The sequence below is a fragment of the Nostoc sp. genome (assembly GCF_036917375.1).
In the GTDB taxonomy this organism is placed as follows: domain Bacteria; phylum Cyanobacteriota; class Cyanobacteriia; order Cyanobacteriales; family Nostocaceae; genus Nostoc.
Genome location: NZ_JBALDN010000093.1, coordinates 52,588 through 67,343, shown reverse-complemented (window position 1 = coordinate 67,343; position 14,756 = coordinate 52,588). Strand labels below are relative to the sequence as shown.

The following is a 14,756-nucleotide window of genomic DNA, read 5'->3' as shown; positions in this document are numbered from 1 at the left end:
ATTAACTTTCTCACAAAATACATCGATTAAATCATTTTTAAAGTCATCTTTAAATTAACCGTGATTAATCGCTAATTATGAAATTTATGTGTGATTTATTGTGTTCAACAATATGGCTAATACCACACTAGATATTTAGAGTCATAAAAATAAAAACTGACTAATATCATGTCCTCTAGGCTCTCAATTCGGACACTTTATCCTTTAAGGCTTTGGTATAGCCAAAGTTCAATCCCAAAATTTGGATTTTATTAAATCAACGTTCCTTACAACTCCCATCGACCGATGTCAGGCGCCGAACCGGAGTAAGGAAGTCCGACATCAGTTCCTTTATCCACTACAAGACTGCGTGGCGAAGCGGACTTGTAGTAAGAGTTCCAACGATCGCCCGTGCCTGTAAATCTTGGGTCTCCCTGGATGTTTGTCGCATTAACCGCGAATTGGATCTGCCAAGTTGGCTTTGCTGGGTTTGTATTTCTGCGGAGATTATTAGTGAAAACAATGTTCTTACCTCCTTGCACATCGTCTCCTTGAGAGTTCAAGAACACATTATTTTTGATTGATATCCTGTCTGCGGAGTTTATCTGTAGGCTATTCCCTAATGTATCCAACACGTTGTTGTGAATCTGGATGTTGGAAGCTGGATCGGGAATGAAGACGGCAGCACTGTTCCCGAAACCAAATTGAACTTTACGAGCGACATTTGCGAAAATATTATTGTGGATGTTGATATCGTGATTTTCTATAGTTCCGCCCCATGCTTTCCCTCCCCAGATCGCAATACCGAAGCTTTTATCCTGAAAGTAGGAGTCGGATATCTCTACTCCGCTCAAGGCAACCTCGATTGACTCCTTAACACTCTGTCCGTCAATATCTTTTATTCGTAAGTTTCGTATCTTGAGATTGCTTGGGTGTGTAGCTGTCGGCTGGTATTCATTCATTATTGAATGATTGACCATCGATAACCACGTATTACAGGTAACGTTGTAGATTTCGTTTCCATAACTCAAATTCCAAAGTTCAATGGAAGCATCCTCGCTCCACTGGGAATCAACTTCTGGAACCTGGATATCGCAATCGTGAATCTTCACGTTACGTATATGACCTACATGCATGAACTTGATGCCGTATCCTTTATTTTCTCGGATAGTAATGTTGTAGATGTCAGCACCATCCAGCCCTCCAAGTCTCAAATTACCGGTAGATCCTCCCGATACTCCATCGGCTGCGGAGTTGATAAACGTACAATCATGTATCGTTGTGTTTTTCATCCACTTTCCCTCTGGAAGCGGAACGTACCACCACATGTTGCCACGGGTAAAAACTGCACCACTGTGCTGGAAGTTTTTTAACGTGATATTATGCATAGTCACGTTGTTACGATTTTCTACCCAGATACCGGCTTTGATGGTTTTGCCGTTCCCATCTATGGTGAAGCCGCCTAACGTCTGATTGCCGTCTGTCGCTTCAATCATCTCGGAAGGAGACCCATACCGAGGGTTCGAGCCTGAGTAGCTAGGCGAGACAAGCTGAATAATGCTTCCATGATGCCAAAGACTCCAGTCGGTGCTGCCAGTGTTTACTCCAGGAGCAGGAATCGCACTGTTGCTAGTGATAGTCACGCTTGATTCACCCGCTCCCTCAATATTCACTCCCGGCGGAAGTACCGTCGCTTCCGTTTCCCTATAAACACCTGGGTTCAAATAAATCGTGTAGTTTTGATTCGGTTGAACTTGTTTTGCTGCATACGCCAACGTCCTCAATGGCTTGACTAGCGATCCATCGCCTCCGGTATCGCTTCCCGTGGGAGATACGTAGACGTACAAGCTCCTGGTAGATTCGGCAGCCACAATTTTCTGCGTAGTTACTAAATGGGTTGTGACTACAGCTACTAAAATAATAGTAGCTAAAGCTGCGTAGGAAAGAAAGGAGCGTAGAATCTTTATCATTACTCAAAGTCAAAGGAGGGGAGGGAAAAGCGATGGATGGACGGAAGGGAGCAAAGAAATGAGAATAGAATGTTTTCTACCGTAATAAATACTACGGCGGGGAAATCTTCCTCGTCTCTGTAAGTAGGAAAAAAGCTACTTGAAAATTTTTGTCTAGTACCTATCGATAGATAAACTGTAAAAAACTTACCATTCCATCTTTCAGCTAAGTATTAAGATTTATTTGCCTAAATTTATATCCTCTACCCAGTTCTGTTTGCACTTATGCATTCCACACGTCACTCAGTTACAAATTCGGGATTGTCATAGAAGCGATCGCCACTCCGCCCCATAAAGGTGCATCATCCCCCAGCACCGCCGGCACTATTTCAAAATCAACTTCTGGCAAAGCCGTCTCCCGCGCCACCTGACGCACTACCCGCCAAAAATCCTCCCCCGCCTTCGTCACACCGCCTCCCAACACAAAGCGCTGCGGATTCATCAAGTTCGCCACATTGCCAATACCCACACCCAGTGCCCAAGCAGCCTTGTGCAAAACTTCCTTCGCCAAATCATCTCCAGCCGCCGCCGCCTCACTTACCAACTGTCCCGTCAGCAACGTTAAATTATTCCCCACCAAACCCCTCAAAATCTCTCCATTTCTGAGTACTCCGCGCCTCTGCGGTTCCTTTTCCAAAATTTCCCTAGCATTTTGCGCCATATAAGGCCCCGAAGCCAACCGTTCTACACATCCCCGCTTCCCACACAAACAAAGTGGCCCAGCCGGATCTACAACGATATGTCCAATTTCGCCAGCCATCCCACCAGCACCCCGCCAAGGCTGCCCGTTGAGTATCCAACCACCACCCACGCCAGTGCTGACAGTGATGTAAAACAGGCTATCGTATCCTTGACCAGCACCAAAGCGATGTTCTCCCAAAGCAGCAATATTCGCGTCATTATCTACATCAACAGGAACGCCAAACTCCTCTTCCAACAAAGCTTTGAGAGGAATATTTTCCCATCCAGCCACATGATGAGATAGTCGAACCATCCCCGTGGAAGCATCAACCGGACCGCCAAAGCTGACACCGATCGCAGCAGGTTTTGTATCTTGCAGTAGAGAGTAAATAAGCGATCGCATAATTTCCAAGTCAGTGCTAGCATCTGCACCTACTGGCGAGAGACAACGTTCATAACGCAACCACTTTCTAGAACCAGCATTTACCGTTGCTGCTGCCAGCTTAGTTCCGCCAAAATCGAGAGCTAAAATTAATGTCATTCACTCACCTTTTATTACACCATCACACAACGTAGTTTCTTTCTGAAGAAAGATGTTTGCACTCAAGATACATTTAACACTAGAAAAAACTACACTATTATTTAGCAACTTATGACTACTGAGCAACCCGATCCACTTATCGATTTCTCTCAAGCCAAAGAACCTCCTCGCTCTCTTGATATTGATAAAGCTCAAGAGGCAGATCCCATTGAACCAGAAGAAGTTAGTGGAGAGAGTAAGCAAAATCCCACTCCTGATGATTTGAATCGCGAAGATGAAGATCCCAGAATTGGGGGTAGTCAAATAATAAGTGGGAATATTTCAGCTGGGTAAATCGTTACTCATTTCTTTGTGAGTTAATTACGCCATCAATAAACTGTTGTAATCGTTCATAATGTGAACCTTTCCAATAAATGCGATCGCAGTCTTGGCAACGCTGGAATTCATCAATCTGCGTAGCTTGCCGCCGTAGGCATCGCACCTTTTCTGGCACTTGTTCAATAATGGATTGTTTATCTACAGGTTCTAATAATCCATTGCAACGCAAACACCGTTTAAATGGTGAAATTAATTCAAATAAGTCGAAGCGTTGCAGTACTTCTAGGATTTGTTGTTGAGGGTTAGTGTTTCTAACGTAATACCCATGCGTTACCAAACTACGCATCAATAGACCTTTATCACGAGTCAAGAGAATCCGCGCTTGAGTATAGGATATTTGGGCTAATTCCTCGTCCTCGTAGTCATTGCGGTATAAAGTATCAAAACCTAAAAGTCGTAAAGATTTCGCCAGCTTCCCCAAATGAATATCTAAAACAAAACGGATAATACTGAGCGGTTTTGGCAGAACAGAAATGCTTGGTATAATAAGACTCCTAGCTGAAATTGGATAAATATTGATAGTGTCATCATCGGAAACTATGTAAGAAAAATTTACATATTCACCATTAACATTTATCGAATCCACCTCTGGATGAGGGACACCCAACGACTCAATCATGTCCTTAATAGAGGCTTTTTCCTCAAACACATGAGAGATTCTCACCTGTTTGTGGTGGCGTGGTAAAAAATGATTCAATTCTGCATGAAAGTAGAAATATGCGATCGCCATAGCTTGAGATATTTGGACTAGTAAGTGTGCCTTTACTAGCAACAATTTGTCACAATTGCAAAACTTTATCTATTATATTGAAACTATCAATGCTTGTTTTAGTGACTTATCTTACTATGAAATCCCTGTTCACCTTGATTTAAGCAATGTCCTAGAGGCAACAAACTGTAAATAAGTCATAAAGAATCTTAAAAACTTGCATTTCTTATTGACTTCAGTTACAGTCAAAGCAGATGCCTATCATCAAACCCTGACACAAGCTTCGGGAAGTTAGATTAGGTAAAACGCTAAATAGCAAATTTGTTAATGTTAATGTCAGTGACACTGCTAATAATTAGTCACTACTTTTAATTATTAACTTATCGCAGATGGAGTACGGGTAAGTAAAGCATTTACCCCTAATTTGACTTTTTTATTTTCTCGACCTATTGAGAATTATTTGCAATATGGATAATCCGATAGATAAATTGAAAGCAGATAGTGTGGAAGAAGTCTTAAAACAGTATTGACTTACCAAAGCAATCTCTGTTTATTAAATGTTTCCGCATCTACCTTTAGAAATATATTTTTCAGATATCGGCACAGAATTATATCTCTATATGTAAAAACAGGATATGTAACTAGCTATGTAGATAATTTCAGCAAAACTTTAAACAACTAGGTTGCTGCTAGGAACATTTTTGATTGTAGTATCAGCTACATCAATATTGTCAGCAAGTTAATCGTCGGTAACTCTCCAAGTCGCTTTGCGTCTATGTACTAGGTTTAATATATTTGATTTTGCCAAAGAGACCAAGTTCAGAAAAACTGAGTTTCCGCTAATGAAAATTTATTAAATACCAAATAACAATAAAACTAGATACAAAATTAACGTCACTCATACGGAAAAATATCTCTTGACACTATTTATCTTTATTGTGGAGAATTTATTAACCGGAAAGACCTTGAGCGATAATGATGTTATAAAGTGGCTACCTAGTTTTAACTCGGAAATGAATATTGTTCTTTTTTATCTCCTTGAACCAAGGATATTGTAGTTAAGAACACAATTGTATTTTGTAATACCTTTTGTCCATAAAATATGCTAATGAGTACAGCGAGATGAATACTTTTTTTTGTTCTGATGATTCGCGGCAAGTAGGAGAAGATGTTATTGGTAGTGCCACCAATTATCAAACTTATATTTTAGTTGAGTGTCCTTTACCTTGGACATCAGAAGCCTTTAACTCCAAGTGGGTGCCTCAGAATTTGAGGATTTTGGTAGAAGAAGTGAAGCGTGCGAAACTACCGATTAGATTTCTCCTAATTGCTAATGATTTATCACACAAGGTAAATCACACTACGCTTTTGATTTATCAAAAAGAAGAGGGGCTAAGTAATGGATACCAAAAGCAGGAGTTTCAGCTAGCAAATATTGAGCAAGTAGCAGGAGTTGTCCAAAAATGGATATGGGGTATCGATTCCAATTTGGAAGTAGAAACTAGTACAACTAGAGATATTTTAGTTTGTACGCACGGTAGCCATGATAAGTGTTGTGCGAGATATGGCGCTCCTTTTTACTTCCAAATAACAGCGAGTAATGCTGATTTGTGCTTAGAGAATGTGCGAATTTGGAAATCATCGCACTTTGGTGGACATCGGTTTGCACCAACAGTTATAGACTTGCCAGAAGGAAGATATTACGGTCGTCTCGATCGAGATTCATTTAGATCGATTTTGACTCGTACTGGTGATATTCAATGCTTACATCAAGTCTATCGAGGCTGGGGAATTCTGCCTGCTGCACTTCAGGTTTTGGAAAGAGAACTAATTCTCTATAAAGGATGGGATTGGTTTAATTACAAAGTTGCAGGAAAAATTTTAGAGCAAAGTTTAGACAATAGTACTATCTTAGCTGAAATTAGTTTTGAACAACCTTGTGGTTCTCTTTATACTTACCAGGCTAAACTTGTGAAAGATGAAACGAAGACTCAACAACTGAAAAGTTCATGCAATGCGACACGAGAGTTAGTAGTTACTAAATATGCTGTCGGTAGTTTTTGGATTACCTCTAGTAAGGTAATGAGTTATAGTATACAGAAGTAGAGAGAGAGTTTTTAAACGCAGAGGGACTCCAAGGGAAGCGCAGAGTAACGCAGAGTATTGCTAAATTTAGTTCGCTACGAATTAATCAAATGCTGTATTTCGTATAACGCTACACAAATTCGTAATAAAATCTTTGTGTCCTTCTGCGTTTAAATTCCAAATCAAGATGAAGCCATATTTAAGACTTTTCGTAACAGTACTTGGTCTTCTAATTTGGCTTTTAAACGACCATTCTCGATATCTCGAATCCAGCTTTGGCTTTTACCTGTGAGTTTTGCCAATTCTCTTTGGGAAAGATTCAAATTTTTTCGCGCCTGCAAAATCTGTTCGCCTAGCAAATCGTTTGTAGCTTTGGGTTTCTTTTTGGCTTTAGCAGTTCTTGTTTTCTTTTTTTCTGATTCTGAGATTTGCTGTTCCCATTCTGGCGGGAGTTCAAAAGCCAAAATCCGCGCATTCATTAACAGATTCCATTTACCACGGGGGCCTGTGTCTGTGAGGCGAGTTTCAGCACCACCGTCATTAGTCCAAAATTCTAATGCTTCATCTGGATCTTCGGGAAGATCGATTAATTTCGCCCATAAAGGTTGAATTTCTGGTGGATAAGTAACTGGATCGAAAAGTGGCTTCATTCCATAGTGATTGAGAATTTCTAAATCGCTTTCAAAGGTTCGCAGCAGACGTTTGCGTTCTTCCCGTTGTCTGGATGCAAGGGCGACTTTTTCTTCACCATAAGCAATACGCAGCAAGGTAGGAATGGTGATGCGTTGTTCTTTGCCCATTTTGGTTTTAAACAGCAACCACAGCATTAGTCGAACTGCGCCTTCATGTTGCTGCCAAATACTCATGACTGTGGTTAGCAGCGTTTTGGGTAGACTACCGTATTGATAGAACGCGGTTCGCTCTTTACACGCTTGTTTATTTAAGAAATATTGTGCCCATAAGCCTGCTTTTACTTTAAAAGTTAGCCCAATCAGATATTTGCATCCGAGATTATCTTCCTGGAAGTGGTGCTGAATATCTACTAAATGCCATAAGCGGCTGCCGACAAGAGAGAATCCGTTAATTCGACCTTGTTGGGGCCAGTCAATGGAGATAATTAGAGAGCAAGCTTGCTGAACTATATTTTTCATTAAAGCTAGCTTGGCAGCTTTGCTCAAGTCTTTGCGTTTCTCCATCCCCAAATATTTCTCGATTTGTCGCTCATCGATCGCAAATTCTTGCTCCCAAGGTTGCTCTAAGGCTGTGGCATAAGCTGCAAAAATTAGATGTATGCAAGCGGCTCTGATGTCAAGCCCCTCAATTGCTGCTATATCTGTGGCTTTGTCGTTAACTTTAAAGGGATCTTGGATATGAAAAGCGATCGCACCTCGGCCTTGATTGACTTGTCGGCTGTAACTGATGTACCCTTCTTCATCGGTTTCCCAGTGTAGGGATGTGCGCTGCGCTAATACATTACAAGCTTCCCAAATTGCGATCGCTGAAGCAAATGGATTATTCTTGCCATTAGAAAATAAGTCTAAGCTGCTAGCATCTCTTGGTTCAACTTTGCATCTTCCCTTTTTCGCCTGCCAAGGAATAGGAGAATTAGTTGGACAAGCTATTACACATTGCGGTTCTGAATAATAGCCCTCACAATTATTACAAAGACCAGGATCGACCCAGTATTCATTGTCCTCTATTCTGATTGCACCCGTAGGACATTGGGGGCGGCAGTTGTCACATCCAACGCAACTGTTGTTAGGAATTGTATAAGGCATTTGGCTCTTTTCCCACTCTAATCGTTGAGATGTCTGGCTCAGGTCTCCCCTGGATGAGTCCTGTTTATTCATGACTCGCTACCACACGATATTTCTAGTGAGAATAATCTTTTCTCACCACATTCAATTCCCACATCCACTTATCAAATTCGTATTCAACTGCAAGCTATTTGCTTCAAAAATAGCCTAATAAAACTTCTTATTAACTATACATTTCATGATAAAAATGATTAATTTGTTCGTATTGAGCTTATAAAAAAAAGTTAACATTTATTTAATTTAGTACTTACTGAACATTTTAGCTTTGACGATAAAACCTTACACAAAGTATTTTTTGTAAACCTTCGAGCCTCCTATACTTGAGCTTCCTCTGATTTGTTAATAATTTTAATATTTAAGGCACGATCATATTCTGCCATAAACTTTACAGTTCCTTTATAAATTAATTATGTCTATTCAGATGAAATAAAAATATTCCTTTTGTCATCATTTATCTAAATATTTAAATCAAACTAACTTGAAAATTGTTGCTTTCTAAAATACATATTGCATATATCAAAATGTCAATGGCGAACATTTATTTTGGTATAGGTATATACTGTTTATCTAAATTTATTTGCCCAAGTCTATAAATATTTGAAAAAAAATATCATTACTCTTAGAGATATAGTTGCATTTGCTGTAAATAATAGTTAGATCGGCAGGTATAAACCACATATACATAAGGCTTTACTCACCTGTATAGGTTTCAAATCCTCGACTTTTTACTTATCCTCTGTATGGAAATTGCCAATTTTGGGCTGCTGCCTCTAGTCAGAAATTCAATGAATGCATTTCCATGTAAAGTATGTCAACGAAGAATACTAAATATTCATAAGAATGATTTGCAATAACTTTTATCTATAAATTGAGATGAAAAACAATTTGGCATTGTGTTCAGAGTCATCGAAAACTGATGTGATAAAAGTAAGTTTTGAATACAAAACAATAAAAGATTAGGATAATATGATGATTAATGCACAAACAGATTAACAGGCAAAATTGCCGAGGATTTATTCATGGCACAACTAACAGGTTTGACGTTTGGCGGTAAGGCATGGACACCAAAATTTGCTCAGGAAATCGACAAGGACAAATGTATCGGCTGTGGCAGATGTATTAAGGTATGCGGATACAATGTGCTTGGTTTGAAGGCACTCAATGAAGAAGGTGAATTTGTGGAAGATGAAGATGATGAAGAAATTGAACGGAAAGTAATGGCAGTTACTTCTCCAGACAACTGTATTGGTTGTGAAGCTTGTTCGCGGATTTGTCCAAAGAACTGCTACACCCACGTTGCTTTAAATAATTAAGGTTTTTGGAGTTAGTCAAAATTGTTGTTCGTCGAAGGAGGCACTGTTTGAATAAAGCGCAAATGCGCTAGGCAAGGTAACTTGAGGGGAATAGTCAATACTTACTGGAACTAATAAAAAGTTCACAGTAAACAAATCCGTAAATCGCAAAATGTTAGCTATTAACAAATTTAAACTTGCTGCTAATATAGCCTAATCAATATTAGGACTAACAGTGCCCTCTTAGAACAACTAGCTTTTCTAAAAGCAGGGGGCTAACTTTGTGGTATGAGTTCAACTATAATTTGTCATTTTTTGGGGGAAAGATATGGAAAAAATCTGGAAGTTTCCCCCATTTTTTATGGCTGCACGTTAGAAAGTTAATAAGTGAAAAGGAAATAGAAAATGGGAAATAGGTAACAATGCCCAATGCCCAATTCTCAGAAAATAACACCTCAAAAGACTGTTTACACAGGTAGCATGTATGCAACAAGTTCCTGTTTCACTATGGACTCTGGTTGCTGGCATAGTAGTTACAGCAACCAGTATTTGGATCGGTCACAACCACACTCTCATGCCGGTGCAGGCATCGTTACAAGCGCCTTTGGTAGACAGCTTTTTCAATGTCATGTTTACCATTGCGATCGCACTCTTCTTGGTGGTAGAAGGAACAATTGTAGTTTTTTTGGTCAAGTTTCGTCGCCGTCGCGGTGATGATACCGATGGTTTGCCAATAGAAGGCAACGTTCCCTTAGAAATCTTTTGGACAGCAATTCCCACAGTGATTGTCCTCGGTTTGGGCATCTACAGCGTAGATGTTTTTAACCAAATGGGCGGTTTTGAGCCTGCTGGTCATCCTCATTCAGCTGCTCATGTTGCTCATAAGTCGGGAAGTGCGATGCCTACGGCGGGCTACGCCTACGCAGCTACACTCAGCGATGCTTCTGAAGCAACAACTGCCCCAGCAATAGCCCCGACAATTGGCATTGGCGCGTCTCCCAAAACCTTAAACAAACCAGCCGACTTAGTTGTTGATGTCAAAGGCATACAGTACGCCTGGTTATTTAATTACCCTGATAGTGGCATTAGCTCTGGGGAATTGCACATACCCGTTGGTGCTGATGTGCAACTCAACCTTTCAGCACAAGACGTAATTCACTCATTCTGGGTGCCAAATTTCCGGTTGAAGCAAGATGCACTACCCGGTATCCCTACCGAACTACGATTTGTCGCCACCAAACCAGGTACATATCCCGTAGTTTGTGCTGAGTTGTGCGGTGGTTATCACGGTTCAATGCGGACACAGGTAATTGTCCACACACCAGAAGAATATGATAGCTGGCGGACAGAAAACCAGATTGCTCAACAACAAAACCTAAATCAAGTCGTTGCAGTCAATCCAGCCGACTTATCAACATCAGAGTTTCTCGCGCCCCACACCCATGAAATGGGAATTAGTGCAGCAACTTTAGAGTCATTGGTCATTAGTCATTAGTCATTGGTTATTGGTCATTAGTCATTGGTAACTGACAAATGACAAAAAACAAAAGACTAAGGACAAAAGACAAATGACAAATGACAAAGGATAAAAATATGACGCAGGTAGAATTTCCACGGAATACTCCACCAGAAGAAAATAAACCGAAAATGGTGGTTAGCCACACCTCTCATCCGAAGGCGTGGAAATGGCAGGACTATTTTACATTTAATGTCGATCACAAGGTTATTGGTATCCAATACCTAGTGACGGCGTTTGTGTTCTATCTCATCGGCGGGTTGATGGCTGTTGCTCTCCGTGTCGAATTAGCAACACCAGATGCAGACGTACTCGACCCCAATCTGTACAACGCTTTCATGACCAATCACGGGACGATCATGATCTTCCTGTGGATTGTCCCAAGCGCCATTGGGGGATTTGGTAACTATTTGGTGCCCTTGATGGTTGGTGCCAGGGATATGGCGTTTCCAAAGCTGAACGCGATCGCCTTTTGGTTAAATCCCCCAGCCGGTGCGCTCATATTAGGTAGTTTCATTTTCGGCGGTTCCCAATCTGGTTGGACAGCTTACCCACCTTTGAGCTTAGTGACAGCACCAATCGCTCAAAGTATGTGGATACTTGCGATCGTTTTGGTGGGAACTTCCTCAATCTTGGGTTCGCTGAACTTTGTCATCACCATTTTGATGATGAAGGTTCCCAGCATGAAATGGGATCAAGTGCCCTTGTTTTGTTGGGCAATCTTGGCTACTTCTCTGCTGGCACTCCTCTCCACACCTGTATTAGCAGCCGGTTTAGTGCTGCTGTTGTTTGACCTCAACTTTGGCACTTCCTTCTTTAAACCAGATGCAGGCGGTAACGTTGTAATTTATCAACACTTATTCTGGTTTTATTCTCACCCGGCAGTATATTTAATGATTCTGCCCATCTTCGGCATCATGTCCGAGGTAATTCCAGTTCACTCCCGCAAACCAATCTTTGGTTATAAAGCGATCGCCTATTCTAGTGTAGCCATCTGCGTTGTCGGTTTGTTCGTCTGGGTACACCACATGTTCACCAGTGGCACACCTGGCTGGATGCGGATGTTCTTCACTATCTCCACTCTTATAGTTGCAGTTCCCACTGGCGTGAAGATTTTTGCTTGGGTTGCTACCCTTTGGGGTGGTAAAATCCGCTTCACAGGTGCGATGCTTTTCGCCATTGGCTTGTTATCAATGTTTGTCATGGGCGGCTTAAGTGGTGTGACGATGGGAACAGCCCCTTTTGATGTTCACGTCCACGACACATATTATGTAGTAGGACATTTCCATTACGTTCTGTTTGGCGGTTCCGTGTTTGGCATCTACGCCGGCATTTATCACTGGTTCCCCAAAATGACCGGACGAATGCTGAATGAAAACTTGGCACGCATTCACTTTGCCCTTACCTTCATCGGTACTAATCTGACCTTTTTACCCATGCACGAGTTGGGTTTAAAAGGAATGCCGCGACGAGTGGCAATGTATGACCCCCAATTTATCGACCTCAATCAAATTTGTACCTTTGGTTCATTTGTTTTGGCGGTATCGGTAATTCCTTTCACCATCAACATGATCTACAGTTGGCTGAAAGGGCCTTTGGCTGGTGATAATCCTTGGCAAGGTTTGACCTTAGAATGGACAACTAGCTCACCACCTGCAATTGAAAACTGGGAAGTGTTGCCGGTTGTCACTCATGGTCCTTATGACTACGGTCAGGAGCATAGAACTGAATTACAGTCATCAGCGACGCCGGAAGCTAGTGCTTAGTTCGTAGAGTGAGTGATGCGATCGCTGTTAAGGTGACTGCAATTTCTAGTCATTTGCTTTGAGAACTCGGAACTTTGAGCTTGGAACTCGAACCTTGAGCTTCAGAACTCGAAACTTCTAGCTCAGAACTCGGAATTTGAGCTTCAGAACTCGAAACTTCAGCTTCAGAACTCGGAATTTAAGCTTCAGAACTCGAAATTTGAGCTTCAGAACTCGAAATTTCTAGCTCAGAACTCGGAATTTGAGCTTCAGAACTCGGAATTTGGGCTTCAGAACTCGGAATTTGGGCTTCAGAACTCGAAACTTCAGCTTCAGAACTCGGAACTTGGGATTTTGAGAATTCTTGAACAAGTGAAGAGTCCGGTTCAACAAGGATTTTGGATGAAGAATGAAAATTTTGCCGCCTCAGACTTCATTCTTCATTCAACCTTCCACAACAGACACAGTGGATAATATTGTCAAAAAATCTATGACTATAGCTACAACCACAAGCGAAGATCGCAGTGCAGGACACGAAGAACATCCAGATTTAAGAGTTTGGGGACTTTTGACATTCCTCGCTTCTGAATCCCTGATGTTTGGAGGATTTTTTGCCACCTATTTATTTTTCCGAGGTACTACAGCAGTTTGGCCTCCAGAAGGAAGCGAAGTAGAACTACTTGTGCCGACAATTAACACCATTATTCTGGTGTCTAGTAGTTTCGTGATTCACTTCGGTGATACGGCGATTAAAAAGAATAACGTTAAGGGAATGCAACTGTGGTATGCAATTACTGCACTCATGGGGGCAATTTTCTTAGGTGGTCAGGTTTATGAGTATTCAACATTAGGATACGGACTGACTACCAACGTCTTTGCCAACTGCTTTTATATCATGACAGGATTCCACGGTTTGCACGTTTTTGTGGGACTGTTATTGATATTACGTGCATTGTGGCGATCGCGTCTTCCTGGTGAATATTCTGCAACCAATCATACTTTCATCGAAATGACAGAAATTTACTGGCACTTCGTAGATATTATTTGGATTGTATTATTCACCTTGGTGTACATTCTCACTTTGTTTTAACAAAAGTTAGGAGTGAGGAGCCAGAAGCGAAGAGTTAAGAATTTATAACTTTTAACTCGTAATTCACAACTTCTAATACCAATTTGAGAAATGATTAGACAGCTGGAAAACTGAGACACTTATCCAATGGATGTTTCACAATCCAAAATCTAAAATCTAAAATCCAAAATGGTATAACTCATAACTCCTAACTCCTAACTCTCTAGGAATTTATTATGCAAGCTAATACAAATCAATTCTCATGGTTCCAGGTTCCAGAGGACATTAAAAACTTATTAATTTTAGCTGCACAAAACTGGGACAACACATCAGAATCCGAAAAATATATTCAACAAGCTCTAGCACAAACTGGTGAAAATACAGATGTCTTGGTAGCAGCATATAGATTTTTCTATTATAAAAATAATTATTCTCTTGCACTACAAACAACAATCAAATTATTAGATAAAATTAAAGAACTAGAAAAATTTCCTGATGACTGGGAGCAACTTAAGCCGATACTAGTCAATCGCAAAGAAGAACCACAAATTCGATTGTACTTAAATGCTTATGCTGCTTCTGGATTAGTACTAGCAAAGTTAGGAGAAATTGAAGAAGCAAAAGAAATCAGCACCAAAGTCAAAGAGATAGACGAAAAGCATGATTTTGGTGCCGGAATTCTCCTGGATATTTTGACACGTCCAGCAGAAGAAGATGATTAATTAGTCAATGCACTTCTTGACAAGAAAGAGTCGGGGTGGGTAGAGACGCAACGCCAGTCGCTACAACGTGGGGAACCCCCGCAACGCGCTGGCTCATTAATCGCGTCTGTGAAATAACCAATGCCCAATGTCCAATGCCCAATGAATGCCCTTTTTGTGAAAAATCATGAACAATTGGTTATCTACCAGATCGTATTCCTCTTACTCCCTATT

11 protein-coding genes are annotated in these 14,756 nt (G+C 40.9%); 7 read left to right on the top strand and 4 right to left on the bottom strand.

The window, feature by feature from the left end; genetic code table 11:
• Positions 1–266: 266 nt before the first annotated feature.
• Entirely contained in the window at positions 267–1,850 is a 1,584-nt protein-coding gene (locus V7K45_RS24225; protein WP_335007503.1) for a hypothetical protein, read from the bottom strand.
• A 385-nt stretch (positions 1,851–2,235) separates the two neighbouring features.
• On the bottom strand, positions 2,236–3,210 hold the full coding sequence (locus tag V7K45_RS24220) for an ROK family protein (RefSeq protein ID WP_335007502.1): 975 nt from the start codon (positions 3,208–3,210) through the stop codon (positions 2,236–2,238).
• 111 nt (positions 3,211–3,321) lie between these two features.
• Here V7K45_RS24220 and V7K45_RS24215 point away from each other — a divergent pair, with 111 nt between their 5' ends.
• Positions 3,322–3,543: a hypothetical protein gene (locus tag V7K45_RS24215; RefSeq protein WP_335007501.1), complete on the top strand. Its 222-nt coding sequence runs from the start codon at positions 3,322–3,324 to the stop codon at positions 3,541–3,543.
• Positions 3,544–3,547: 4 nt separating this feature from the next.
• On the opposite strand, the gene V7K45_RS24210 is transcribed toward V7K45_RS24215, so the two are convergent.
• Complete coding sequence (locus V7K45_RS24210; protein WP_335007564.1) at positions 3,548–4,318, bottom strand: Mut7-C RNAse domain-containing protein; 771 nt, start codon at positions 4,316–4,318, stop codon at positions 3,548–3,550.
• A 1,101-nt stretch (positions 4,319–5,419) separates the two neighbouring features.
• Between V7K45_RS24210 and V7K45_RS24205 the strand changes: the two genes are divergently transcribed.
• Positions 5,420–6,403 carry a sucrase ferredoxin gene (locus V7K45_RS24205; protein ID WP_335007500.1) on the top strand — a complete coding sequence of 328 codons (984 nt, stop codon included), beginning with the start codon at positions 5,420–5,422 and terminating at the stop codon, positions 6,401–6,403.
• Between the two features lie 161 nt (positions 6,404–6,564).
• On the opposite strand, the gene V7K45_RS24200 is transcribed toward V7K45_RS24205, so the two are convergent.
• On the bottom strand, positions 6,565–8,160 hold the full coding sequence (locus tag V7K45_RS24200) for a helix-turn-helix domain-containing protein (protein WP_335007563.1): 1,596 nt from the start codon (positions 8,158–8,160) through the stop codon (positions 6,565–6,567).
• A gap of 1,058 nt (positions 8,161–9,218) precedes the next feature.
• Between V7K45_RS24200 and fdxB the strand changes: the two genes are divergently transcribed.
• The 5 genes from fdxB (at position 9,219) to V7K45_RS24175 (ending at position 14,543) form a co-directional block, all read left to right on the top strand.
• Positions 9,219–9,512, top strand: a complete 294-nt coding sequence (gene fdxB, locus V7K45_RS24195) for a ferredoxin III, nif-specific (RefSeq protein WP_322694743.1) — start codon at positions 9,219–9,221, stop codon at positions 9,510–9,512.
• 463 nt (positions 9,513–9,975) lie between these two features.
• A complete protein-coding gene (locus tag V7K45_RS24190; RefSeq protein ID WP_335007499.1) occupies positions 9,976–10,986 on the top strand; it encodes a cytochrome c oxidase subunit II in 1,011 nt (336 codons plus the stop codon).
• A gap of 98 nt (positions 10,987–11,084) precedes the next feature.
• Entirely contained in the window at positions 11,085–12,773 is a 1,689-nt protein-coding gene (gene ctaD / locus V7K45_RS24185) for a cytochrome c oxidase subunit I (protein WP_335007562.1), read from the top strand.
• Between the two features lie 469 nt (positions 12,774–13,242).
• Positions 13,243–13,842, top strand: a complete 600-nt coding sequence (locus V7K45_RS24180) for a cytochrome c oxidase subunit 3 (protein WP_335007561.1) — start codon at positions 13,243–13,245, stop codon at positions 13,840–13,842.
• A 215-nt stretch (positions 13,843–14,057) separates the two neighbouring features.
• Positions 14,058–14,543 carry a hypothetical protein gene (locus V7K45_RS24175; protein ID WP_335007498.1) on the top strand — a complete coding sequence of 162 codons (486 nt, stop codon included), beginning with the start codon at positions 14,058–14,060 and terminating at the stop codon, positions 14,541–14,543.
• Positions 14,544–14,756 lie beyond the last annotated feature (213 nt).